Consider the following 26,035-nt stretch of genomic DNA (forward strand, 5'->3'; position numbering starts at 1 on the left):
ACGGCAATATGTTATCAGTCGCGTTGCGATAAATTATCCACTGACTGTTTTTTCGTTATGCCATCAGGAAAATCTTTTGCCAATGTTTCTTTTTTAGATTGCGAAGCGCGTTCCTGTCTTTTTTACTGGTGCTGTAAACGATAAATTATCTTGCGGTGCGCTTGGCATTTCCCCTTTTTTCGCCTCGTATTTTCCCCTTGATTGCTATGTACTGCGGTCGTTCGCTACTGGATGGCTGGAGGTTCTTATGTGGCTCAGGATCAGCGCGTTTTTGATTATCATCTTTGTCGGAAATATCAGCAGTTTCCCTGTGGTGGCAGCGGTGTGTCCCGACTGGGGGAACGCGCGTTCGAACAAAGAAATTACTGCATTACGTCAGCAGCTAGAACGGTGGGATGACGTGTATTACACCGAAGGTAAAAGCCCGGTAGAGGATGATGTTTATGATCAACTGCGAGAACAGTTAAACCAGTGGCTGGGCTGTTTTCAGCCCCAAAACGCAATTCCTGTCCGGTTACCCGATAATGGCAAGCAACGTCATCCTGTTGCCCATACGGGATTGAAAAAAGTGTCCGATCGCGGGCAGTTGGTGCAATGGATCGCACAGCGTGAGGATTTATGGATTCAGCCAAAAGTTGATGGTGTAGCCATCACGCTGGTTTATCAGCACGGCAAGCTCGTGTCTGCGGTGAGTAGAGGAAACGGTCTGCAAGGCGAAGATTGGACGGAAAAAGTTCGTCTGATTCCGGGAATTCCTCATCTATTAACCGGTGCACCTTCCTCATTAGTATTACAAGGGGAGCTTTTCCTGAAGATGACCGATCATCGACAGTATACACAGGGCGGTGTTAATGCACGCTCGGTCGTGGCTGGTGAAATGCGTCGCCATCAGCCATCCCCTGTGTTGTCACAGATTAGTTTGTTTGTCTGGGAATGGCCGGATGGCCCAAAGGCGATGCCCGAGCGTTTGGAAAAATTGAAGGAAATGGGGTTTGCCATGACCGCGGGCTATACCCATGCGATTGAGTCATTCGCCGACGCCGAGAAATGGCGTCACTACTGGCATCACAGCCCGCTGCCCTTCGTGACGGATGGCGTGGTCATTCGCCAGACTAAAGAACCGCAGGGGCGCTATTGGCGTAACACATCGGCTGACTGGGCGATTGCGTGGAAATATCCGCCCGTTCATCAGGTTGCGGAAGTCACCGATGTGGCATTCTCTGTCGGACGGACGGGTAAGATCGCCGTGGTGTTAAAGCTTAATCCTATGAAATTGGATGATAAATTGGTCAGTCGGGTGAATGTGGGTTCGCTGTCTCGTTGGAAGCAATGGGACGTGCTGCCCGGCGATCGCGTGAGTGTCAGTCTGGCGGGACAAGGGATTCCACGCCTGGATAGTGTAGCGTGGCGTGGGGCTGAACGGCCTGCTCTCGTTCCACCCAATGAACATGATTTCCATGCTTTTAGCTGTTTTCGCTATAGCGCGGTGTGCCAGCAGCAATTTCTGGCGCGCTTAGTCTGGTTGAGTGGGGAGCATGGTTTAAATCTGGCGGGGATGCGTGACGGGATGTGGTTGCGTTTGATGCAACATGATTTACTGGGAGATGTACTGGCATGGCTATCTCTGACGGAGGCACAGCTTAACGCCGTTAATGGCATGGGTGATAAACGGGCGCGAGATATCTATACGAGCTTGCAGTCGACACGGCAGGTGCCACTATCTCGTTGGTTACTTGCATTAGGTATTCCTGTTCCCCGCTCAGCGCGTAGCGCATTGGATCATGCGGATTGGCTGGCATTACAGCAACGGACGGCGCAGCAGTGGCGACAGTTTTCGGGCATTGGAGAGCGGCGTGCAGAAGAAATTATGGCGTTCCTGAACCATCCCATCGTCGTGGAGTTTATTGCCCGATTAGAGCGCGAGGGGATACATCGATAAACGATGGTGATTTCTCAGAAAACGTTGGAACTGCACTTTTTATTTTTTGCATGGACTTATTCACATAAAAGGACAATCTTTTCCTGTTTCCTTCACTTAATTATAAGTAAAATTTACTAATTAACGGTCTAAGTCTATTTGCTGTTTTGCGATATAAAAAATTGAGCGTCTGATTATTTCTGTTGAACTCAGACATAGGGATGTTGTCGTATAGCTTCAGATAATAAGAAAGGTTTGTTGGAGCACTTGTCATAATGAAGTTTGTAGCATCTTTTTCGCAACCCAAGTTATCGTTTGTCCTGGCAGTTTATATTGGTCTTTTTCTCAATATATCAGTGTATTATCGTCGTTTTGATTATTTTTCACTCTCTGCTGGTAGCCAAATTCCAACGTTTATTCCCGCTCTTGTTGAATTGACCGCAAGTATCTTATTCACCTTTTTCCTGATGAGAATTATTTCACTTGGGGGACGCCGTTTTTATCGGATTGTCGCTTCTCTTTTGGTGTTGATTTCCGTTTCTGCTAGTTATTACATGACGTTTTTTAATGTCGTGATTGGCTATGGCATTATTGCTGCGGTCATGACCACCGATATTGATCTTTCTAAAGAAGTTATTGGTTTTCGTTTTTTCCTGTGGATGTTAGTGGTGAGTGCGCTGCCATTATTTTTGATCTGGAAAAACTCGCTACGTCATACATTGATCGAACAGCTTAAATCGCCTGGGAAGCGTTTGATGCCTCTTTTGGTTCTTGCCGCTGTCGTTGCGCTCGTTTGGATGCCGCTTCGCTATATGGACAAGGTTCAGTCGATATCTGAACGAGAATCCAATGTAGATTTACCCAGCTATGGCGGTGTTGTGGCTCACTCGTATCTGCCTTCTAACTGGTTATCCGCATTAGGGTTATTTGCGTACACCAAGTATGACGAGAGCCAGGATTCCTCTAACCTTTTCGATCCCGCTCATCATTTTACCTATGTTCCGCCGAAAGGCATTGATGATACCTACGTGGTCTTCATTATTGGTGAAACAACCCGTTGGGATCATATGGGGCTGTTAGGTTACGAGCGAGACACGACGCCGAAGTTATCAAAAGAAAAAAATCTGGTCGCATTCCGTGGCCAATCGTGTGATACCTCAACCAAACTTTCCATGCGCTGTATGTTTGTGCGAGAAGGTGGTACGGAAGACAACCCGCAGAGAACCCTGAAAGAACAGAATGTCTTTGCTGTAATGAAAGGGCTGGGCTTTACCTCCGAACTGTTTGCGATGCAAAGTGAGGTGTGGTTTTACAATAGCATTGAGGCGAACAACTATTCTTTCCGCGAGATGATTGCGTCAGAGAAGCACAATGACGGCAAATCAGTGCAGGATATGTTGCTGGTTGATGAGGTCAAGGAATCGCTTGAACGCTATCCTCAAGGTAAGCATCTGATTGTGCTGCATACTAAAGGCTCTCACTACCTGTATTCCATGCGATATCCCCGCAGTTATGCGCGTTATCAGCCGGAGTGTATGGGCGTTGATGCCTCCTGTTCGCGTGAGCAATTGATTAATGCTTTTGATAACAGCGTGCTCTATACCGATAGCTTTATTGATAGCGTGATCGATCAGGTTCGGGACAAGAAAGCGATCGTGTTTTATGCCTCCGATCATGGTGAGTCCATCGATGATAACTACCATTTGCACGGCACGCCGCGTCAGATGGCTCCGCCTGAACAGTTCCGCTCGCCGATGATGGTGTGGACATCAGATAAATTTCTGGCTGATGCTGATAATTTACATGCGTTTGAGCAGTTGAAAGCTCAGCAACTCGTTGGCAAAGTACATCGCCATGAAGAGTTGTTTGACACGATCCTTGGATGTTTGGGATACACATCGCCTGACGGCGGCATTAACCCTAAAAACAACTGGTGTCAGAGACCTGTTGATTGACATGAATCACGGACAAGGACGTCGGTTTCAGGCTGTAAAGACAAGGGATGGATACTTTAACGGCAGCCGGAATCCTTTTGTGAAAAAGGGATTGACGCTTCAATGAGGTAGCAGTAATATGCGCCCGCATTCGGCGAGTAGCGCAGCTTGGTAGCGCAACTGGTTTGGGACCAGTGGGTCGGAGGTTCGAATCCTCTCTCGCCGACCACTTTATTTCCTCTTAGAACACTCTTCTGTTTTTCGCGTATTCCAGTACTTCTTAATTTCACCTTGTTTTTTTAAAGCGTTTTTTGCGAATTTTATTTGGCGTCGAATATTGCTTTATCCCCCCTTTTTTAGTTCAGAATATTCCCAAAAATAAAGCAGGGAAGTGTGCGTTAATCCTCCTGAATAATCTCTATCTTTTTGTTTATTAATGATTAAAATGAAATTTATTCTACGTGTTTAAAAATAACACAGACTTTACCTCGCCGTATTTAAATGTAAGTTTATGTGCGGTCAACATTCCGCGAGAGTTATATATTCGCTTTGTTGAAACTGTCTTTTTATTCAAACACGGAAGATGTTTCGATCATGAAAAAAACAACACTGCTGCTTTCCACTCTGATTGCTTGTGCCATGGGAATGTCTGCTGCTCAGGCGACACAAACGGTGTCATTGGGTTACGCTCAGGCGAAAGTTGAGGATTTTAAAGATCTGAAAGGAGTTACGGCCAAATACCATTATCAGGGTGATTCCGCACTGGGTATTATTGGTTCTTTTACCTATTTAAGCGGTAAAAAAGATTATAATCAGCGAGCTATTGGATTCAGCTCACACGAGAGCGACGATGTTAAATATTACTCTCTAATGGCAGGGCCTTCCTATCAACTTAACGATATTGTTAGTGTTTATGGTCTTGCTGGTTTAGGTCATGCTAAGGTGGACAATTCGCGTCACTATACATCCTCTAGTGTGTCAGGAAGCGAAAGTTATAGTGAGAGTAAAACCAAATTTGCTTACGGTGCCGGTATTCAAATTACGCCAGCAGCAAACTGGGCGATTGATATTGGCTACGAAGGCACGAAAATCTATGAAGCTCGTGTAAACGGCTTTAATATTGGCGTCGGCTATCGTTTCTGATTTGTCTGATATAGAAAACCGGTGGACAAACTTCTGCCGGTTATTACTGCTTTTCCCTTTCTTCTTTTTTGTTCATAAAGCTCTCTATCGATTTATTACTATGATAGTGCAGCCATACTAGTAACGATTCATTGTTCATCGGCTTCGCATAAAGAAATCCCTGTATATATTTGACGCCGTGCTGTTGTAAATACATGAGTTGTTGCGTGGTTTCCACGCCTTCTGCTATCGATTGAAGTTTGATGCGATGACTCAAATTAATAATGGCATCAAGAATGGGGGCTTCTTCATCCGGTGATGAAATCGCACTGACGAATCCCTGATCGATTTTCAGGCAGTCCAGTGGGAAATTTTGCAAATAAGAGAGTGAACAATGGCCAGTACCGAAGTCATCGATGGCGATCAGAAAGCCATCTTCACGTAGCTGGTGCAGGCGCTGTATGATTTCAGGACCGTTGCTGATGAGGTTACGTTCTGTCAGCTCCAGCGTAATATTTAATGAATGGGAGGCGACTTTTTCTGCGAAGCGGTGTACGTCTGAAACGAAACTTGGATGATGCAGATGCTCGGCTGCAACGTTGAGGCTCAGATGAAATCCGTTTTTTACCTGCCAACTGGCGATATCGACTGCGACCAGATCAAATAAATGCCGGGTGATGGGAATAATCATACTTTCTGCTTCGGCGGCAGAGATAAATATATCAGGCCTGATCCACTGTCCATTGCTGCGTCGCCAGCGCAGTAAGGTTTCAACGCCGGTGCAAGATTGTGATTCTGCATCATAAATGGGCTGGTAGTATACGGAAAACTCGCCGTTAGCAATGCCTTTACGGAGCTCGTCGCGGAATAATAATTTACGTTTTTGCCAGTACCATACCGTCGCAAGGAAGAGCAGGGAGAGAATCATTGCCAGCGGCAAGAATGTGAAGAATGCCTGCTTCCAGTTTGCTATAGATTGAGAGGTTGGTGCCGTAACTGTGAGGGTTATCGGGAAATCGCTCGATTTTATTTCAAGCGTTGAGGTAGAAAATAAGCCAGAGCGGCGCGTAATTGTCGGGCCAATTTGAATGGGGTGACCGTTGCCCGCCTTCAGGGCGAGTTGATAGCCGCGGGTTTGACTAATCGCAATCATAAGATCAATCAGGTATTGCGCATCAACCATAGTATAAGCGCCGTAACCCGTGAGGGGCATCTGGACGAAGATTATCGCTGGGCGTGCTCTTACGCTGCCTGAGCCTGCAACTGACAGGCTCCAACGTTCAGAATAGGTGTCCGGTAATGGCTGCTGAATGACGCGGCTTATTGGTGTCAATGCGTTGCCAAACGTTGAAGAGCAGTAGACGCGGGTATTATGGATAACACCGATCGCACGAAAGTAAGGAAAAATGGAGCCGAGGCGTTGCAGTTCATTGCTTATGGTGTCACAGGGTTGACCATGAAAGTACTGAAGGCGATCCACCATCTTCCATGCCTGTATAGAAATGTTCTCAGCATGATTCATTGCGATTTGCGCAGTGGCTTCCAAATCGCGTTTTACCATTAACCTAGACTCTACAAACGTGAACAGTAATCCCAGCAGCAGTGGCAGCATGCCTGCAACCAGTAACTGCAACATATTGATTTTACGGTCACTAAGTCTGGGGCTCATTCGCATCTCCTTTCTGGCAGCAGAGGCCTATGTAGAGACGTCCTTTTCTCCATTAGCTAAAGGAGAGCGCTGAATAGAGGTTATTATAGTGCCTATTTGCTGAAAGGTAGCGCTTGCGCACAGGCCCATGCTGAACTCCATGCCCATTGGAAATTATAGCCGCCGAGCCAGCCGGTTACATCGACCACTTCACCGATGAAATACAGCCCTGGCACCGAATTAGCCCCCATGGTTTTGGAAGACAGCGCGCGGGTGTCAACGCCGCCGATGGTCACTTCGGCTGTGCGATAACCTTCTGTACCGTTTGGCTGTACGCGCCACTGTTGCAGGCTTTGTTCAATTTGTTGCTGCTGTGCGCTGTTGAGCTGTTTCAATGTGATGTCCGGCAGTTGCCCTAACGCTTGCAAGCATTCGATCAGCCGTTTAGGCAGCCACTGTGCCAGCGTGTTTTTCAGACTTTGGTTTGGGTGAACGTTGCGTTCATCATCGATAAGCTGGGTGAGATCGCGATCGGGCAGCAGATTAATGGTGACAAATTCACCGGCCTGCCAGTAGCTGGAGATCTGCAAAATAGCGGGGCCAGAGAGCCCGCGGTGCGTGAACAGGATGTTTTCACGGAACGTCACGCCATTTTCTGCGGTGATGATGGTAGGTACGGAAACGCCGGAAAGCGTTTGCAATTGTTCAAGAAGCGGCTTGTGCAGCGTAAAAGGCACCAGCGCAGCGCGCGTTGGGAGCACGTTAATACCGAACTGTGCGGCGAGCTGGTAGCCGAACGGCGTTGCGCCCAAGCCGGGCATCGACAGGCCGCCGCAGGCAACGACCAGCGATGCGCTTTGGAATGATGTACCTGTGCTCAGGTGGATGGTGAACCGATCGTCTGATTTCTCCACCGAGGTGACTTCACTGCGCAGACGGAGAGTGACGTTAGCCTGCTCGCACTCTGTTACCAGCATATCCACGATTTGCTGTGCGGAATCATCGCAGAATAGCTGGCCGAGCGTTTTTTCGTGGTAAGCGATGCGGTGGCTGTTGACTAGGCTAATGAAATCCCATTGGGTATAGCGAGCCAGTGCCGATTTACAAAAGTGAGGATTGTGGGACAGATACGCGGCCGGTTCTGCATACATATTGGTAAAGTTGCAGCGTCCGCCGCCGGACATCAGTATTTTCCGCCCCGCCTTCTTACCGTTATCGAGCAGTAGAACACGCAGCCCGCGCTGTCCTGCCTGTGCGGCACAAAACATGCCTGCTGCACCGGCACCGATGATGACAACGTCAAACTGTTCCACAATGCATTTCTCCGATGAGTGATTGATTGCCGCAGGCAAATGAGCCATTGGGGCGGCAAATTGTAGTGTTGGTTTTTGTTCGATACCAGCGTAACAATTTGCATGTTTTGGTAAAAATATATAATTAATTGATTTATATTGATTAAGTGGTTTTCTTGTCGATACCCGTCACATTTTAAGTCAAAAAAATGTCATATTTTCCTTTTCCCCACCCCTGCTTGTCGCCGATAATGCGCCGCGTTCATGACCACTAAATGGCCTAACGTTTATGCTACATTTATTTGCCGGGCTCGATTACTACACCGGCCTGATGTTGATATTGGCTTTGTTGTTTGTACTGATGTACGAAGCCATTAACGGTTTTCACGATACTGCGAATGCCGTTGCCACTGTTATTTATACCCGAGCCATGCGTGCAGAGTTTGCCGTTGTTATGGCCGGCGTCTTTAATTTCTTCGGTGTACTGCTGGGCGGCCTGAGCGTGGCCTATGCGATTGTTCACCTTCTCCCCACGGATTTATTGCTGAACGTGAGTTCGGCGCATGGTCTGGCGATGGTCTTTTCGATGCTGCTGGCCGCTATTATCTGGAACCTGGGTACCTGGTATTTTGGTATTCCTGCCTCCAGCTCCCACACGCTGATTGGCTCCATTATTGGTATTGGTTTGACCAACGCGCTGCTGACGAATAGCTCCGTCGTGGATGCGTTGAATGTGCCGAAAATGATCAGCATTTTCTTGTCGCTGCTGTTATCGCCGATTGTGGGGATGGTGCTTGCGGGCCTGCTGCTGCTGGTATTGCGTCGGTTCTGGAACAACAGTAAAAAACGCAAACGCGTGCATCTGACGCCCGTCGATCGCGAAAAGCAGGACGGTAAACGTAAGCCGCCGTTTTGGACGCGTACCGCGCTGATTCTATCGGCGATTGGGGTGAGCTTCTCTCACGGTGCAAACGACGGCCAGAAAGGTATCGGCTTGATTATGCTGGTGCTGATTGGTGTTGCGCCGGCCGGGTTTATTGTCAACATGAACGCGTCTGGCTATGACATCAGCCGGACCCGTGATGCTGTTGTGAATTTACAGGAATACTACAAGCAGCACGGCGACGCGTTGACGCATGTCATCGACCTGTCTCCGCCAGTGATCCCTACGCCAGAAAACACGATTCCCGGCAACGGTCAGAAAGAGTTCCACTGTGACAGTTCACGCGTGATGATTGCGATTGAGCGCACACAGGGCTTGCTGAATAACCTGAAAAGTTACGACCAGTTGAACCCTGACGATCGTAGCAGAGTGCGTCGCTTGCTGATGTGCATCTCGGACACGATGGATCGGGTGGTCAAGCTGCCAGAAACGTCGGGCGAAGATAAACGCTACCTGAGCAACCTGCGTAAAGACATGCTGCAGACGGTTGAATATGCGCCTCTTTGGATCATCGTTGCTGTCGCACTGGCGCTGTCCTTGGGCACCATGGTGGGTTGGAAACGCGTTGCTGTCACCATCGGTGAGAAGATTGGCAAGAAAGGCATGACCTACGCACAGGGCGTTTCGGCGCAGGTGACGGCGGCCTTGTCGATTGGCGTTGCCAGCTACACCGGTATGCCGGTTTCCACCACGCACGTATTATCCTCGGCGGTTGCCGGGACGATGATTGCGGACGGTGGGGGCGTACAGGGAAAAACAATAAGAAGCATTCTGCTGGCCTGGGTATTGACGCTGCCTGTCTCAATGCTGATGTCTGGGGCATTGTACTGGTTGGCTCTGAAGCTGATTTGATTTTGGTGACCGGCTAATCATAAAAAAGGCGATTCTGTGGGGAATCGCCTTTTTACTTTTTATCGACGTTCATTGCGTAAGTACCCGCGTATTAATACCACATCATCATGGCAATCAGGCTAGTGACGATGAGGCCACACAAAGCGGTCGTGAGCAGAAATTGCCCTCGTACCCGCTCACAGCGGCGAATAAATTCAGGGTCGTGATGATCAAGATAACGTTGTGCGTAGATGTATCCTACCAGCCGAATTTGCTTGCTTGGCTGCCCGTGCGATGTGAAAAAACCTCCTCCGTCAACGTATTGGTAAAGCAGTGGATCACAGTCACGCAAAATCAGCAGTAACACGCGTAATGAAGAGTAATACCTCGCCATATTGATGATGCAGACGATACATAAAGCCCAGAAAAGCGCAAATGTACTAATCATGCTTCCCTCCCGGTCGTTCTATTCGTCAGAGGTGGTGGCGATACCTTCCCGTTTCCACCTGTGGTCGATGACAAGCGTAGCTATTTATCCGTGAGGCTTATCTACGACGTTTTTCTATGATGTTTTTCTACGACGAATAGTTATGCCACGCGCTTGCGCACGATTTTATTGTCATTTGGGTTAGCCAACAGCATCACGGCTAGCCCCCTTCTCAATCTCCATCCCAGAGCGCAGTGGATAGTCTCACTACCTCCTACTTGTAGTGTAGAAGAAGAATGTTCGTTTGTGCCAGAGAGGCAGGCACAATCGGCATGAAGGATGATTTTTGACGAGAGAATGCGTTTTCTGAAAGGAGAAGCTACGCGATTTAACTGTGAAAAGGAGCGGTTTCTACTACACTTATCAATAGAATTAACAGATTTGAAAACGGGTTGTGATCGACTGAACAGTCCGATGGCGCCGACGAATGTTATTCTGTAATCCGCCGTTAAGTATCAGATTGGCAGGAGAAATAGCTGCTAACCCTTAATTAGTCTTTACGGAAGGAGTCTCATTATGGCTTACAAACACATCCTTATTGCTGTTGACCTTTCTCCAGAAAGCAAAGTGTTAGTGGAAAAAGCGGTATCAATGGCAAGACCGTACAATGCAAAAGTCTCGTTAATCCACGTCGATGTGAATTACTCCGATCTTTACACGGGGCTTATTGACGTCAATTTGGGTGACATGCAACAGCGTATCTCCGAAGAAACCCAGAATGCGTTGACTGAACTGTCCCAAAATGCGGGCTATCCTATCAGTGAAACGCTGAGCGGCAGCGGAGATTTAGGGCAGGTTCTGGTGGATGCGATCAAGAAATATGATGCCGATCTCGTGCTGTGCGGGCACCATCAGGACTTCTGGAGCAAACTGATGTCTTCTGCACGTCAACTGATTAATACCGTCCATGTCGACATGCTCATCGTGCCGTTGCGTGATGAGGAAGACGAATAAAAATTAGCTTTTTTTGCATTTTTTTTCAATGGCGAAAGGCACGGCTTCTTAGCTGTGCCTTTTGTTATATAACAAAAACTTATGTCTAATTTCCTTCCCAAAACATCCGAAAAACCCTTCCTATCTCATTGGATTGTAACGTTTATCTGAAAAGAAAACGCTTGCTTAAATATCCATCGCCAGTGTTATAGTCCAGAGGACACAACATCATTTTCACCGATCCCACAAGCTTCTGCGTGTCTAAAAATTAAAGAAGCAGAAGGGAACTTATTCGTTCAATCAGGAGCTGTTCATGGCACAAATCGTATCTCTGGCAAGTTTTCTTGATACTGTTCAACAACGCGATCCGCATCAGCCTGAATTTCTACAGGCCGTTAATGAAGTGCTTTCCACGCTGTGGCCTTTTCTGGAGCAGAACCCTCACTATGCGGATTACAGCCTGCTGGAACGATTGGTTGAACCGGAACGTGTGATTCAGTTTCGCGTGGCGTGGACGGATGACAAAGGTCAGGTACAGGTAAACCGAGCCTGGCGCGTCCAGTTCAGCTCGGCGATCGGCCCGTACAAAGGCGGCATGCGCTTCCACCCATCCGTTAACCTGTCGATTCTAAAATTCCTTGGATTCGAGCAAACGTTCAAGAATGCGCTGACGACGCTGCCAATGGGCGGCGGCAAAGGGGGATCGGACTTTAACCCGAAAGGGAAAAGTCAGGGTGAAGTCATGCGTTTCTGTCAGGCGCTGATGACTGAGCTGTACCGTCATTTGGGCGCGGATACGGATGTGCCAGCGGGTGACATCGGCGTGGGTGGTCGCGAAGTTGGTTTCATGACCGGCATGATGAAGAAGCTGACCAACAACACCGCCTGCGTCTTTACTGGCAAAGGGCTGTCTTTCGGCGGCAGTCTGATCCGCCCTGAAGCGACGGGCTACGGCTTGGTTTACTTCACGGAAGCGATGCTGAAACGCCACGGTCTGGGCTTCGAAGGTATGCGCGTTGCGGTATCTGGTTCCGGTAATGTGGCGCAGTACGCGATTGAAAAAGCGATGGAGTTGGGGGCTCGCGTGGTCACGGTATCCGATTCCAACGGCACTGTGGTGGATGAGAATGGGTTTACCCCAGAGAAGCTAGCGCTGCTGGAAGAGATTAAGAACAAACGCTATGGCCGCGTGGAGGATTACGCGCGTGAGGCGAAGCTGACCTACCTGGCAGGCAAGACGCCGTGGGACGTTCCGGTAGATATCGCGCTGCCGTGTGCGACGCAGAATGAGCTGGATCTGCCGGCGGCGCAGACGCTGATTGCTAACGGTGTGAAAGCCGTGGCGGAAGGTGCCAATATGCCAACCACCATCCCGGCGACTGATGCGTTCCTTGATGCAGGCGTGCTGTTTGCACCAGGCAAAGCGGCTAACGCAGGCGGTGTGGCGACATCCGGTCTGGAAATGGCACAGAACGCGGCACGTTTGGGCTGGAAAGCAGAGAAGGTGGATGCGCGTTTGCATCACATCATGCTGGATATTCACACTGCGTGTGTACAGTACGGTGGCGAAGATAGCCAGACGAACTATGTGCGCGGTGCCAACGTGGCGGGCTTTGTCAAAGTGGCCGACGCGATGCTGGCGCAGGGCGTTGTGTAACGAATGATTCCCTCTGGGCGCCTGTATTCGCAGGCGCTTTGACTTTTCACTTATTTATCTAAGTTTTAGCGACATTTCTTGCTGGACACCGCTTCCTGCCTTTCTTTATCTTAATCCGCATTGTGTATCGTCGGTATTGTGTTCCTGCCTTCCGGTACAACCTGTTCTCTTCAAGGCTTACAGCATCGTGAAAATCAAATATCTTCCTTTCGATCAGAATCGTAATGGCTGGTCGGCAGATCTCGCTGATAAACCGAGTTACCCGCAGCAGCGGGGGCAAACAACGGCGGATTGGCTGGTGATCGGTGCGGGCTATGCGGGCATCGCTTTTGCCCAGCGTTTGGCTGAACAGCGCCCGGATAAACACATTATCCTGCTGGACGCTGGCGAGATTGGCGACAATGCCTCCGGGCGTAACTCCGGTTTTGTCATCGATTTGCCGCATAACATCGGCAGTTCGACGGCGGAGTTAGAAAAGGCTGCTGCTTATCGCCGCCTGTTGCAGTCCGGCGTGGCACACCTGAAAGAGAAGGTGGATCGCCATGCTATCGCGTGTGACTGGAGCGTGGCGGGGAAATATCACTGTGCTGTTAGTTCGACATTCAATGGGCTGATCGACACCTATGTCCGTGAATTGAACGACCTTGGCGAACCCTATCAGGTGGTGGAAAAAGACGAACTTGCTCATCGCCTTGGAACCTCTTTCTATCAACGCGCTGTGTATACCCCCAACTGTATTCTACTAAACCCGGCGGCGCTGGTGATCGGGCTGGTGGCGAATCTGCCTAAGAACGTGACGGTTTACGCCCATTCTCCTGCGCTGAATATCGAAACCGGATCGCGCATTCGCGTGGAAACGCCCTATGGTGAGATTCAGGCAGATAAGCTGATGATGGCGATTAACGGCGCGGCACGCGGCCTGCCGTTGTTCAATGGTCGGGTGTTTGCCGTAGCGACCTTCGCGACGCTGACTGAGCCGCTGAATGCGGAACAGATTGCACGGATGGGCGATATGCCAGATTGGGGGCTGACGCCAGTCAATGCGCTAGCCAGTGCGACGTTGCGCTACACGCGCGACCATCGCTTCCTGATTCGAGAGCATGTGAAGTTTGCTCCTGAGTTAGTTAATAGCGCGGTAGAAACCGGACGCCACGCGCGTCGACATGCTGCTATTTTTGCCCGCATGTTTCCGCAGTTGAGCGACGTTAAAATGGCGCACACATGGTCAGGGCTGATTAGCGTAACGCGCAACGGTGCGCCAATTTGGGGACAGCTAAGCGACAATGTATACGCTTCCGCTGGCTGTAACGGGGCGGGGCTGTCGAAGCAAACCGCCGCCGGACATATTCTGGCGGATCTGGCGTTAGGTGAAGACAACCCGCTGATTAGCGATATGCAATCGCTCGGGCAGGCAAACTACCTGCCGCCACGCCCTTTTCTGGATGTCGGCGTGAACGGCTACCTGACGAGCGAACGCTGGAAAGCCCGCCGCGAGAGATAACGCCTGTCAGTTAATGGCCGCGATAATTGTCAGTTGATCGTTCAGCCGCTGCTTGGTCAACGTATTGGTGGTGCTGTCGCGTTGCTGAGTCAGTTCCGCTACGCGTTTCTCCCTCTGGGCGGCATCCGGCAGCAGTAACGACTTCACGTTGATGGATTGCACGTTGCTGTAGCGGCCATCGTCTGAGGTCGGCACGCCGATTTTTCCGCTGTTGAGCAGTGATTCAACAATTTTGCGTTCACGCTCATAGCCCAACAATCCCGCCAGTTTCCAGCGCTGCGGTTCCGTACCCTCGTATTGGCCCTTTTTCACCTCGGTTAAATAACGGATGGTCAGGTTACGAATCGTGCCTGCCTCTTCGCCATATTCTACTTTGGTATCCGATAGCACCGGGAACGCCATGCCTTCCAGCACGCCGCCTTTCTGCGTCAGGTGGCCCATACGGTAGCTGTTCATCCCCAAACGAATCGGCATGTCGTCGGTAACCGGCGTGCCGTTATTCATTTTCAGATCGGTTATACGCTGCCCGGTGGGTTTCGTCAGATCGATGGTGTAGGTTACGCCGTCGAAGAAATCATTGGTGGAATACTTGGAGGCGCGACGCTGCGGATTGAAACTGTAAGTCACATCTCCGTCCTGCAACTGGTTGAAGTAACCCGCTGACCATTCCATGTATTTCTTCAGTTCTTTTCCGGTTAGCTGATAAACCGTGATTTCACCGCCAGCGTATTGATAGTTAAAGGCGATGTCTTTTGCGGAAATGGTGCCGACGTTCAACTTAGGTCGATCGTTATCAATTTGCAGTGCGATAACCTGCGCTTTGGGGGCGTAATGACGACTGGCTTCCTGGAACAGGGCGCTGATACCGGTGTCCTGTACGTGTACTTGAGGGATCCCTTTCACGGCATCTTGCGGCACCAGATCGTGTCCAAGAAGTTGGGCAATCGGACGGTTGGCGTTGGCGCGCAGGGTATTGTGATAGGGTTCGTAGATGTCTTCCATCTTCCGGTCAGAATCCACGTCTTTAATCGAATAGGTGTAGCTGTCTTTGTTGATCAGTACGTATTTGCCGTTCTGTTGCTCAAACTGCAAATCGATACGCGACAACGCGCGGCCATATCTGTCCGGTTCGGTGACGATCACGCCATTAATCACCTCTTTATCCACTTTTACGTGCATATGACCCGCGACGATGGCGGCTAATTCTGGGTTAGCGCGAGCAATATCACCCACGCCAGTACCCGGTCGCTGGTTCTCGTTATCGATTCCCATATGGGCGACCAGCACGATGGCATCCACTTTGCCGTGGATTTGCTGGATGACGGTTTTTACCGCCCCGACGGGATCGGTAAAGTTCAGCCCTTTCACACGATCAGTACCTTTGGCGAATTCAGCGGTCATCGGCGTATCCATACCGATGATGCCAATCTTCACGCCCTGGCGTTCAACAATTTTATAGGCGGGTAAATAAGGTTTACCGCTCTCCCAAAAAATGTTGCCTGCCAGTGCGGTGCCTTTAAACTGATCAAGCGAGGTAGAAAGCACGTTCAGTCCGAAATCGAACTCGTGATTGCCCATCACCCAGACGTCATAGTCCATGGCGTTGAAACCGAGCATCATCGGGCTGGTGTTGTCATTTTTGAAGGTTTCGACAAAGTTGCCCTGAATAGTATCGCCCGCATCAACCAGAATCACATTAGGCTGCTGCGCACGAACTCTATGCACCTGCGTCGCGATCTGACTCAGACTGCCAGCCATGTTGGCGGTATCGGTAGCGTAATCCCAGGGAACAAAGGTGCCGTGCAGATCGGATGTCCCCAGAATCGTAATATTTATCGGCTCTTGAGCGGCCATAGCAGAAGTACTCAAACAAAGCAGAAGTGACAGAAGCGTTTTTTTCATTATGTCATCTTAGTGTAATAAGAAGTGATAGCGTGAAATTATGCGATTTGCTTCTCAGTTGTGCCACAAGCTTTGCAAAGGCAGCATAGGAAATGCGAAGCAGGCTAAGTTTTTAGCCGCTGACGCGTTTAGCGGCGTAGCGGCGAGGTGTGTCTGTGTCAGGCGGGGAGGTAAAAGTCAAAGCGGTGGCTTTTGGTTTCCAGCATGGACTGTGCTGGTACGCCAGCCAGCGGCGGTGCGTAGTCCGGTCGCTTCACCACGACGCGTTTCTTCGCCAACGCGCGTGCGGGTTCCAGCAGCGCATCGGCGTCGTTATCCGCACCCACCAGCGACTGAAACACCCGCATCTCTTTCTTCACCAGCGCACTCTTTTGTTTGTGCGGAAACATCGGATCGAGATAAACCACATCCGGCGGCGGCGTGATGTCACGCAGCGCGGTCATACTCGATGCGTGTAGTAGCGTGAGCCGTTCCCGCAGCCATGGGCCAATTTCCGCGTCCTGATAGCCACGCTGTAACCCGTCATCCAGCAGTGCTGCAACGACCGGATTACGTTCTACCATGCGTACCCGACAGCCTAACGCTGCCAGCACGAAGGCATCACGGCCCAGTCCGGCGGTCGCATCTACGACATCCGGCAGATAATCTTTTTTGATACCCACGGCTTTGGCAACGGCTTCACCGCGTCCGCCGCCAAAGCGACGGCGGTGTGCCATTGTCCCGGCAGCGAAATCGACAAAGATAGCGCCGAGTTTCGGCTCATCCTGCTTGCGTAGTTCCAGACGTTCCGCCGTTAGCACCAGCGCCATTACCGCATCAGGATCGGAAACTAACCCCCAGCGCTCGGCTAAAGAAGATAAGGCGCCACTATCGGCGCCTTCTTCTGCGATTAAGCAGATGCTCATCCTTTGATGCCGTAATGCGCGAGCATGGCATCAAGCTGAGGTTCACGACCACGGAAGCGTTTGAACAGCTCCATTGGCTCTTCAGAACCGCCGCGGGTCAGGATGTTATCCAGGAATGACTGACCGGTTTCGCGGTTGAAGATCCCTTCTTCCTCAAAGCGAGAGTAGGCATCGGCTGCCAGTACGTCGGCCCACAGGTAGCTGTAGTAGCCTGCGGCATAACCGCCCGCGAAGATGTGGCTGAATGCGTGTGGGGAACGACCCCAGCTTGGGCTTGGCACTACGGCTACCTGCGCTTTGACTTCCGCCAGCGTTGGCAGGATCTGCGCGCCTTTTGCAGGGTTAAACTCGGCATGCAGACGGAAATCGAACAGGCCGAATTCCAACTGACGCAGAATGAACAGCGCAGCCTGATAGTTTTTCGCCGCCAGCATTTTATCCAGCAGTTCCTGCGGCAGCGGTTCGCCGGTTTCGTGGTGGCCGGAAATAAAGGCCAGCGCTTCGGGTTCCCAGCACCAGTTTTCCATGAACTGACTCGGTAGTTCGACCGCATCCCACGGTACACCGTTGATGCCCGCCACGCCGGCGGTATCGATCTGGGTCAGCATATGGTGCAAGCCGTGACCGAACTCGTGGAAGAGGGTTGTGACTTCGTCGTGGGTGAACAGAGCGGGTTTGCCGTTGACCGGGCGGTTGAAGTTACAAACCAGATAGGCGACCGGTTTTTGCAGCTCGCCGTTACCTTTACGCAGTTTACCTGCGCAGTCATCCATCCACGCCCCGCCACGCTTGTGTTCACGGGCATACAGATCGAGGTAGAAGCTGCCGCGCAGTTCACCGCGTTCATCGAACAGATCGAAGAAGCGAACATCCGGGTGCCACACGTCCACATCGTTACGCTCTTTGGCTGTGATGCCGTAGATGCGTTTAACCACTTCAAACAGGCCATTCACCGCGCGGTTTTCCGGGAAGTACGGCCGCAGTTGCTCATCGCTGATGGAATACAGGTGTTGCTTCTGTTGTTCGCTGTAGTAGGTGATATCCCAGGCCTGCAATTCCTCTACGCCGTAGTGTTCTTTGGCAAAGGCGCGCAACTGTGCGAGTTCTTCTTCAGCCTGTGGACGGGCTCGTTTCGCCAGATCGGTCAGGAAATCGAGTACCTGCTGCGGGTTTTCCGCCATTTTGGTTGCCAGCGACTTGTGTGCATAGCTGTCGAAGCCCAGCAGTTGTGCCAGTTCGTGACGCAGCGCTAGCTCTTCCGCCATAATTTCGCTGTTGTCCCACTTGCCCGCGTTCGGCCCTTGGTCGGATGCGCGGGTGCCGAACGCGCGGTACATCTCTTCACGTAGTGCCTGATTGGTGCAGTAGGTTAGCACCGGCAGGTAACTCGGGATATCCAGCGTCAGCAACCAGCCATCCTGCTCCTTGGCTTCCGCCTGCGCTTTGGCGGCGGCCAACGCGCTTTCCGGCATACCATCCAGCTCGGCGACGTCGGTAATCAACTTGCTCCAGCCCATCGTAGCATCCAGCACGTTGTTGCTGTACTGCGAGCCGAGTTCAGACAGTCGAGCGGAAATTTCGCCATAGCGTTTCTGTTTTTCCGGCGACAGGCCGATACCGGACAATTCAAAATCGCGCAGCGCGTTATCAACGGATTTCTTCTGTGCCAAACTCAGTGTGGCGTAATGTTCGCCGTCACGTAGGCTGCGATAGGCCTGATACAGCCCGGCATGTTGGCCAACCCAGGTACTGTGCTCGGATAACAACGGCAGACATTGTTCATAAACACCGCGCAGCTCCGGGCTGTTCTTCACCGCATTCAGATGACCGATGGGGGAAAAAATGCGGCTAAGGCGATCGTCGCTGTCTGCCAGCGTCTGACACAGATTATCCCACGTAAACGGCCCCGCTTGCGCGACCACACGTTCTACCGTTTCGCGGCATTCATCCAACGCGGATTTTACTGCCGGGACAATATCTTCCGTTTTAATGCTGGAGAACGGGGGCAGGGTAAATGAGGTCAGTAATGGATTCGTCATGGTGCCGTCCTGATAATTGTGGGTGATCTCGTTGCCAGTAAGTGGAATCTGTTGAAGAGAGACCAGCAAGGCGGATATCTACTGCGGATTAATCACTAAGATGAGGTCAAGTGCCGTGAAAATCAATGGTGGATTACGTACTCATAGCGAAAGGGGATGCCAGTGGTTAATGCGTGGGCAAGTGTAGGGGATTGACGCAATTTTCCCCCAGAAGGTATTAGTAATAGGTGTAACGGATATGTCGGTTTCTTATCCTATACTCTATGCGTTGCCACATCCTGCTTTTTATCTGCCAGATAAAGATCGATATTTTTCTGTACCGCTTTCAACGGTGATTTCCCGTATTCAGTAATAAAAGCATTGATAAATGCAACCGCGCCTACCCGGTGATAAGCAATGTGGTGTTTGGCCAATAATTGGACAATGGCCCAGGCTTTTTTATTATGCTTGGGCGGGGGCTGAAACAGATATCCCATGTCTGACGTTATTGCTTCACATGTCGGGCAGCGCACAGCCTGCTGCTGACTTTGGAAACGGACAAAAGCGGTACGGCAGTAAAAACAGGCCCATTTACTGCGATATTGTAAATGTTCAGGCTGCCATTCTGCGATTTGCAGATGTTCGTTCCATTCTTTGCGGATCATGAAATCAGATGCCTTTTACTCATTGTCATTACGCGTTTTATTAGGAGTCTTATGTCGTTTTTCATCATAGTAAAAAGGCAACTGCGGTGGATCAAAATCCCCGTTATCAAATTTTTCATCAATATGTAACGGAAACATACCGCTCATTTTTTTATATATGGCTGTACTGAGTATCTGAAAGCCAGCATTGTCTTTATTCGACCCTAAAAACGCAATCACATCATCCAATGTTTGATAGTGTTCCGGCTGATGAAAAAAACGCATGTACTCCTGTAATACGCCGTAGACATACAGCAGGTCTTTCAGGTTTACCTCAATTTTTTCATCTGGATCAATGGCTTCAAAGCCATAAGTGATAATTTCTTCAAAATTGCGGGTATATTTCGCATCGGTCATAATCGGTTATTCCAAGTTTATACTCGTCATACTTCAAGTGGCTAACAGTATGACGGATATAGGTAACTCTATCTCTGATTAACTCTGGATTATCGACTGTAGTATAGCGGAGCTCGTGGGGATAACGCGCAGCTCGCCATCACGATCCCCATTAACTTCGACTTACGCGAAACACCGCTAACTTGCATCAACTAGCGCGGCGTGTGCGCATCGTAGCCGGCATAAAAAAACCGAATCGCGTAGGGGTTGCCTTGTTCGGTAAAGAACTCTGCGACTCTCTCCCTCTCCAGACCGTAGCGGCGTGATAACAACCCGGCCTCGAAGGCGGCCTGCTGGCGGTCGCCTTTGGTTTCCGCCAGATTGTGAGCATAGCCACAGATATAGCCACGCCGATAATCGTAGCAATAAGGATTAATGTCGTTGGTGGATTTTGGGTTAGCGGATCTCAGCCCCGCGAGGACGCCTCGCTCAAAATGGTTTCCCATGATAATGCTCCGTGAATGATCGTTATATACTTAATGATATAACGCTTATTTATCACTCACCAGATCTGTTGAAAAATATTCCTGAATCCGTTGTGCGCGGTCTTTTCCTGACCAAGGTGTATATACTATTGTCCTGCTTGCTGAACGGGCTAATTGTTGGCGCCTGATAGGCACTCTGGGAATATGCAGTGTACGGAATAGTTAATTAAGGAATAACAGCATGACGCACCCGCAAGCCGCTTCTCTGGCTATTGGTATCGATCTGGGCACGACAAACAGCCTGATTAGCGTTTGGCAAAATGGTGAGGCCCGCCTGATACCGAATGCGCTGAATGATAACTTCACCCCCTCGGCTATCAGCATTGATGAAGACGGTAGTATCCTGGTGGGTAAACCTGCGATTTCCCGCTTGACGACGCACCCACAGGTGTCGGCGTCGCTGTTTAAGCGCTACATGGGGAGCAAGAAAACCTTCAGACTTGGGGATAAAACATTCTCTCCTGCTGAGTTGTCGGCCATGGTGCTGAAATCGCTCAAAGCTGATGCAGAAAGTTACCTTGGGCATCCCATCAAGGATGTGGTGATCTCTGTGCCCGCCTATTTCAGCGATGAACAGCGTAAGCAGACGCGTTTTGCGGCGGAACTGGCAGAGTTGAATGCGGTTCGCTTAATCAATGAACCCACCGCCGCTTCTATGGCCTACGGCTTACACACGCAGGAACTGGGACGCACGCTGGTCTTCGACCTAGGCGGGGGGACTTTCGACGTCAGCGTGTTGGAATACGCCTTTCCGTTGATCGAAGTGCATAGCTCGGCGGGCGACAATTATCTGGGTGGCGAAGATTTCACACAGGCTGTGGTGAAAACCTGCCTGAATGCGTGGAAACTTGAGGATTCGGTGATTCCCGCGACCGATCTGGCGCGCCTTTACAGCCATGCTGAAGCGCTGAAATGTCAGCCCGGTTTTCCGTCTCAATCAAATGAACTGGTATGGCACTGGCGCGAAGAAGACTGGCGCATCGTGCTGGATAATGACGCGATCGAAGCCGCATGGCTGCCGTTGATGAACCGTATTCGTGCGCCGATAGAGCAGGCATTGCACGATGCTCGCCTGAAACCAGAGCAGCTAGACCACGTGGTGTTGGTTGGTGGGGCATCGAAGATGTCGATTATCCAGAAGCTGGTGGTCAGGCTGTTTGGCAAATTGCCTTATCAGCATCTGGATGCGGATACCGTTGTTGCCAAAGGCGCGGCGGTACAGGCCGCCTGCCGGTTACGTGAGCAGGACATTGAAGAGGTGATCCTGACAGACGTTTGTCCGTACACCCTCGGTATTAAAACTGCCAACGATCGGCAAAACGGCCTGTTCTCCCCGATACTGGAGCGCAATACGGTGGTGCCGACCTCGCGGGTAGAAACATTTTCCACGGGTTCACCCGGGCAGGACAGCATCTGCATCGCGATCTATCAGGGGGAAAGCCCTTATGTCGATAACAACGTGTTTATCGATGAATTCACCATGCCGATAAAAGCGAAATCCTATAAGCAATCTATTGAGGTGCGTTTCAGCTATGACATCAATGGGTTGCTGGAAGTGGATGTTAACCTGCCGGACAGCGGTGATAATTTCACGAAAGTGATCGACCGTAGCCCGACGGGGCTCAGTGCCGAGCAACAGCAGAAAAGCCATCAGAAACTGCAAACGTTGAAGATCCACCCCAGAGACAATCTGATGAATCGTAATCTGCTGGCGCGACTGGAAAAAGCCTGGGCGCAGACGCGTCTGGAAGAACGGGAACAGATCGGCTTCTGGCTGCGTGACTTTGAACAGGTGCTGGTGGAGCAATACGCCCCGGCAATTGATGAAACACGGCAGCGTATTGAGCAGTATCTGGATGAGGTGTCCTGCTAACGTGCGTCTAATTGGGCGGTACGTGCTGTACCGCCCGAATCATTTTCATCAGGCAAACGTGGTATCGGTGTCGGCTTTCTTGCCGCGCGGCGGTGGACCGAATTTATTCCAGCGGTTAAGGCTTGGCGCCAGCAGTGGGATCAGCAAACATACCGGTATGAGTAGGCTGAAGAAACTCATACCCCATGGCGCACGAACGCCGACATCGTTATAGCGGCGACGCACGGCACTCAGTAAATTGCAGACCATTAGCACCATCAGTAGCCCTTCAATATACGGCGGTGGCGACCCTAGCCAGTCGCTTGCTCGGTAAAGACAATAACTCCCCAATCCACCTTGTATCAGGAAACCGATACGACCAATGCGTGTGTTGGTGCGCCAAAATTGCCACCAGTCGCTTTTTCTGGCCTGCAGTAGGCTGAACTGACGTTCTCGCCGATCGGTGCATTGCAGCAGCACTTTTGCGATCAATTTCAGCGTGATGTCTTCATGCGGATAGAACAGATGTTCGGTTAAAAAGCGTTGATCGCTATTATCAAATAAGTATTCGTGATTCTTCGCGTAGCTTTGAATCAACTGGCCGACGAGCGTGATGCGTTTGTCGTCAGAGAGCTGTTTTAATGGTTTTTCCAGCTCATCCGATTCTTCGATAAAGGCGGTACGAATATCATCTTCCTGCTGTGTTTCAACGGGTAGATCTGCCAGCCGCTCACGGTGTTGCCCTGCTTGTTCTTCGTCCCCCATCAAGGCGTAAAACGCGTGGAAAAAGATCTGATAGATGAGGGGGGATTTCGCTAGCTCTGCTTGCCAGCGATCATCGGTAAGATAAAAATGGCTGGCGGCGGACTCGCCATAAATTTCCCCGCTGGTGAGATATTCCTCGATAGAGACAGGGAAATTCATCCAACAGTGATAGTGCAGCGGGTCAGTGAGCACTAGCTGCTTTTTCAGCGGCGTGGCCGCATCGCCATCGCGGCATTCCGCCTTGCGGAAGAGTCGAGAAAGTGAGTGTGCTGGGTGGGTTAAAGCCAGTTCGGGTAGCACCGACTGGCGCGGTAAACCCAGACAAGATATTGGATCGGTCATCATTAATGCAATGAAGATAGCCTGCCTCAGTTCCTCTCTGGCGCTGAGATCCTGCGGCGTATTTCCCCCTTGCGGTGCCAGAGAGACATCACACGCGTAACGTGCGGACAGTTCGACCAGACAATCGTTGATTGGGTCGATTTCCTCCGTGTGGATGCTGCTGCTATACAGCTTGTTAAGCTGGTTCAGCGACAGCGGGCGCCATTGCCGCAACCAGGCTTGCACTTGCAGCCAGGCGGACGATTTCTGGTCGGTACACGCGCTCGGCAATTCTTCTTCTGACTCTGAATACAGCCACTCCGTGAAGGTGTGAATCGCCCCGGAGGTTTTCAGCCAGGATAAGCGCTGCCTCGCCTGAAACTGCAACCCTTGTAAGATCAACGCATACAGCGGTTCATCGGGCAACGGCTGCGCCAGAATATCCTGTAACAAGTGCTCATTACCCACGGTTAACATACAGGCGTGCCAGTACAGGCGATCCTGAATCGTGTCCCCGCTATGTAGCAGCAAGTGCTGATAGATGCCTCGCAGATCCTGTTTTCCCAGCTTCCAGAGCGTGTAGCTTTTCGCCATGGGCGACAGCGGCAATTTCAGCGCTTCTCCCCAGCGAATCAGCATGTGGGTATTGTGCTGTGAAATGAAGAAACGCTGGCGTGGATCGTCCAGCGCTAGCCCTGTCAGATCGGGTGCTGGAGTATCATTGAGCGACTGAATCAGTAAGGGAAGGGCGTCCGGCTGATGTTGTTGACACCAGCCGATCAGCCATTGTTCAGCCTGTGCGTGGTGGGTTTGCTGATAAAGCGTCAACCACAGCGTGAAGGCTTGCTCGTCCTCTCCGGTAAGTGAACAGAGATTGGCGCTGAGTGCGAGCCATTCGGCGTCGTTCGGCGCGGCGTCCAACTGTTGCAGGCAGTAATCACGTAGTATGGCGCTGGGAACACCCGCGTGGTTGTGCCAGCGTGCGAGCTTTTGCATCAGCGCTGGGATGTCAGGCCAATAAATGGCCGTCGGATTACGCAGCAGCATGCTCAGCATAAATGCCGGGCGGTTCCAGTACGTGCTATTAGCCTGATGAAAATAGAAGATGGTTTCGAGCTGTGCGGGCAAGCTCAGGTGTGACAGCAAGGAAAAATCGAACAGATCCTCATAACCGAGCGAGTCGAGGAAGTGATGGATTTCTTCCACGCCATCGCCAGATAGTTCTCCCTGTCGCTGCTGCCAGCGTAGGCGTTCGGCCAGTACGCGGACACAGTGGATTGAGATACAAGACTCGCGCATGAGGCGCTGGAGTAGCGGCCAGCGAATACGATCGATCACATCGAAAGCCTGCTGATTCAGCAACTGGATGTAACGTTCCCAATACAGCGGAACCACGCGTTCGGCTGGGTTGCTTAACAGCCGATCAAACGCGCTAACCAGCGCTTCAGCCTGGGGATCGGCGTTATCAGTAGCGGCATTCTCGGTTGACGAAGCCGCGTCGCGCGATCCAGTATTAGCGTGTTCTTCATCACCCAACAGCACCGGGTTTTTCGCCAGCTTGCAGGCAGCATCGTATGCCTCGCGCAACTGTTTAAAGCCATCGGGATCGGTTTCTGGGTGAAACTGTGGCACTTTCTGACGATAAGCCTGACGGATAACATCCAGATCTTGAGTCGGTGCAATGCCGAGTCGCTGCCAGCACAGTGTGTCCATTATATTTCCGCTTCTGGTAAGGACTCGGGCTTATCCATTTCTATTGGATCAACATCCCAGTCGAGGTCATGAATCGGGCAATCTGGATGGGTGTAGAGCGTGCCGATTTGGTCGATGTAGTCAGGAATCTGGCTACAGTTGCTGAAAATGTAGCGCTGGCACTCTGGATCGCCTTCATCTGAGGCGAGCCAGTAAGTGCGGCCGATCAAGAATGCAGCGTAATAATTTTCCCAACTGCGGTAATAATAACGTGCTCTGCCAGCAAGTCGGGTGTGGATCCACAGGTTCTCTTTTTCGCTAATCCAGCCGTTGAGTAATCCGATGCGGCTCAGGAAACTCATGCGGCCCAGATCCCAGGCCCGGATCCCACCGGCACCGCATAGTGCGGCCGTTTCGGCTATCAGCGCGAGTGTACCCTGCGCATCTTCAGATTGACTGGTGCAATGTCGCTGCCATTCGGATGCCGTCAGGTGGTGCCAAAGCTGATAGTCATACGCCAGGCGTTCGGCATGGCCGCCGTCTGTCATATCGTTAATCATTGAGATCAGCCCTTCGCGGGACGTTATGCCCCAACTATTGCTCAGGCTGATGGTTTCACCGGGTTCATAAAAGGTTGGGTCGCTGAAGCGGGCACCGTACTTGATATTAAGTGCCACCATCGGGGCGGAAAGTGCCATCAGCCAGCGCTGATATTCAGGTTCCATCAGA

General features: G+C 51.0%; 19 protein-coding genes and 1 tRNA gene. 9 read left to right on the forward strand and 11 right to left on the reverse strand.

The window, feature by feature from the left end:
* The first annotated feature begins 247 nt into the window (after window positions 1–247).
* The 4 genes from ligB to A8F97_RS19025 all read left to right on the forward strand — a co-directional run bounded on the left by ligB (window position 248) and on the right by A8F97_RS19025 (window position 4,995).
* Window positions 248–1,939 carry an NAD-dependent DNA ligase LigB gene (ligB, locus tag A8F97_RS19010; RefSeq protein ID WP_033072421.1) on the forward strand — a complete coding sequence of 564 codons (1,692 nt, stop codon included), beginning with the start codon at window positions 248–250 and terminating at the stop codon, window positions 1,937–1,939.
* Window positions 1,940–2,193: 254 nt separating this feature from the next.
* Window positions 2,194–3,873, forward strand: coding sequence for a kdo(2)-lipid A phosphoethanolamine 7''-transferase (gene eptB / locus A8F97_RS19015; RefSeq protein WP_025919780.1), 1,680 nt, complete (start codon window positions 2,194–2,196; stop codon window positions 3,871–3,873).
* Window positions 3,874–4,004: 131 nt separating this feature from the next.
* A tRNA-Pro gene (locus A8F97_RS19020) sits at window positions 4,005–4,081 on the forward strand.
* Between the two features lie 365 nt (window positions 4,082–4,446).
* Window positions 4,447–4,995 (forward strand): Ail/Lom family outer membrane beta-barrel protein, encoded by a 549-nt coding sequence (locus A8F97_RS19025; RefSeq protein ID WP_014702082.1) that lies wholly within the window; start codon window positions 4,447–4,449, stop codon window positions 4,993–4,995.
* A 43-nt stretch (window positions 4,996–5,038) separates the two neighbouring features.
* Here the strand turns inward: A8F97_RS19025 and A8F97_RS19030 are convergent, their stop codons facing one another.
* Together A8F97_RS19030 and A8F97_RS19035 are read right to left on the reverse strand one after the other, a co-directional pair.
* The gene (locus tag A8F97_RS19030; RefSeq protein WP_014702081.1) at window positions 5,039–6,643 is read right to left on the reverse strand and encodes an EAL domain-containing protein; all 1,605 of its coding nucleotides are present in this window, start codon (window positions 6,641–6,643) and stop codon (window positions 5,039–5,041) included.
* Window positions 6,644–6,735: 92 nt separating this feature from the next.
* Window positions 6,736–7,935: a BaiN/RdsA family NAD(P)/FAD-dependent oxidoreductase gene (locus tag A8F97_RS19035; RefSeq protein ID WP_033072423.1), complete on the reverse strand. Its 1,200-nt coding sequence runs from the start codon at window positions 7,933–7,935 to the stop codon at window positions 6,736–6,738.
* A gap of 268 nt (window positions 7,936–8,203) precedes the next feature.
* Here A8F97_RS19035 and pitA point away from each other — a divergent pair, with 268 nt between their 5' ends.
* Window positions 8,204–9,709 carry an inorganic phosphate transporter PitA gene (gene pitA / locus A8F97_RS19040; protein ID WP_014702079.1) on the forward strand — a complete coding sequence of 502 codons (1,506 nt, stop codon included), beginning with the start codon at window positions 8,204–8,206 and terminating at the stop codon, window positions 9,707–9,709.
* A gap of 91 nt (window positions 9,710–9,800) precedes the next feature.
* Here the strand turns inward: pitA and uspB are convergent, their stop codons facing one another.
* Entirely contained in the window at window positions 9,801–10,136 is a 336-nt protein-coding gene (gene uspB / locus A8F97_RS19045; protein WP_014702078.1) for a universal stress protein UspB, read from the reverse strand.
* A 555-nt stretch (window positions 10,137–10,691) separates the two neighbouring features.
* Here uspB and uspA point away from each other — a divergent pair.
* The 3 genes from uspA (at window position 10,692) to A8F97_RS19060 (ending at window position 14,266) form a co-directional block, all read left to right on the forward strand.
* Entirely contained in the window at window positions 10,692–11,129 is a 438-nt protein-coding gene (uspA, locus tag A8F97_RS19050) for a universal stress protein UspA (RefSeq protein WP_005968210.1), read from the forward strand.
* Between the two features lie 292 nt (window positions 11,130–11,421).
* Entirely contained in the window at window positions 11,422–12,765 is a 1,344-nt protein-coding gene (gene gdhA / locus A8F97_RS19055; protein ID WP_014702077.1) for an NADP-specific glutamate dehydrogenase, read from the forward strand.
* 187 nt (window positions 12,766–12,952) lie between these two features.
* Window positions 12,953–14,266 (forward strand): NAD(P)/FAD-dependent oxidoreductase, encoded by a 1,314-nt coding sequence (locus tag A8F97_RS19060; RefSeq protein ID WP_033072424.1) that lies wholly within the window; start codon window positions 12,953–12,955, stop codon window positions 14,264–14,266.
* Between the two features lie 6 nt (window positions 14,267–14,272).
* Here A8F97_RS19060 and A8F97_RS19065 read toward each other — a convergent pair whose 3' ends face one another.
* The 6 genes from A8F97_RS19065 to A8F97_RS19090 form a co-directional block, all read right to left on the reverse strand.
* Window positions 14,273–16,168 carry a bifunctional metallophosphatase/5'-nucleotidase gene (locus A8F97_RS19065; protein ID WP_033072425.1) on the reverse strand — a complete coding sequence of 632 codons (1,896 nt, stop codon included), beginning with the start codon at window positions 16,166–16,168 and terminating at the stop codon, window positions 14,273–14,275.
* 158 nt (window positions 16,169–16,326) lie between these two features.
* On the reverse strand, window positions 16,327–17,073 hold the full coding sequence (gene rsmJ, locus A8F97_RS19070; RefSeq protein ID WP_014702074.1) for a 16S rRNA (guanine(1516)-N(2))-methyltransferase RsmJ: 747 nt from the start codon (window positions 17,071–17,073) through the stop codon (window positions 16,327–16,329).
* Window positions 17,070–19,112 (reverse strand): oligopeptidase A, encoded by a 2,043-nt coding sequence (gene prlC, locus A8F97_RS19075; RefSeq protein ID WP_015731543.1) that lies wholly within the window; start codon window positions 19,110–19,112, stop codon window positions 17,070–17,072. Before prlC ends, rsmJ begins: the two co-directional genes overlap by 4 nt.
* A 254-nt stretch (window positions 19,113–19,366) precedes the next feature.
* Complete coding sequence (locus A8F97_RS19080; protein WP_015731542.1) at window positions 19,367–19,756, reverse strand: hypothetical protein; 390 nt, start codon at window positions 19,754–19,756, stop codon at window positions 19,367–19,369.
* Between the two features lie 15 nt (window positions 19,757–19,771).
* Window positions 19,772–20,152: a hypothetical protein gene (locus tag A8F97_RS19085; RefSeq protein ID WP_033072426.1), complete on the reverse strand. Its 381-nt coding sequence runs from the start codon at window positions 20,150–20,152 to the stop codon at window positions 19,772–19,774.
* A gap of 191 nt (window positions 20,153–20,343) precedes the next feature.
* Complete coding sequence (locus A8F97_RS19090) at window positions 20,344–20,637, reverse strand: DUF2623 domain-containing protein (RefSeq protein ID WP_005968196.1); 294 nt, start codon at window positions 20,635–20,637, stop codon at window positions 20,344–20,346.
* 220 nt (window positions 20,638–20,857) lie between these two features.
* On the opposite strand from A8F97_RS19090, the gene A8F97_RS19095 reads away from it, so the two are divergent.
* Window positions 20,858–22,549: a molecular chaperone HscC gene (locus tag A8F97_RS19095; protein WP_014702069.1), complete on the forward strand. Its 1,692-nt coding sequence runs from the start codon at window positions 20,858–20,860 to the stop codon at window positions 22,547–22,549.
* A gap of 48 nt (window positions 22,550–22,597) precedes the next feature.
* Here A8F97_RS19095 and A8F97_RS19100 read toward each other — a convergent pair whose 3' ends face one another.
* Window positions 22,598–25,327, reverse strand: a complete 2,730-nt coding sequence (locus tag A8F97_RS19100) for a molecular chaperone DnaJ (protein ID WP_033072427.1) — start codon at window positions 25,325–25,327, stop codon at window positions 22,598–22,600.
* A complete protein-coding gene (locus tag A8F97_RS19105; protein WP_014702067.1) occupies window positions 25,327–26,031 on the reverse strand; it encodes a DUF1266 domain-containing protein in 705 nt (234 codons plus the stop codon). Before A8F97_RS19105 ends, A8F97_RS19100 begins: the two co-directional genes overlap by 1 nt.
* Window positions 26,032–26,035 lie beyond the last annotated feature (4 nt).

Source organism: Pectobacterium parmentieri, assembly GCF_001742145.1.
GTDB lineage: Bacteria > Pseudomonadota > Gammaproteobacteria > Enterobacterales > Enterobacteriaceae > Pectobacterium > Pectobacterium parmentieri.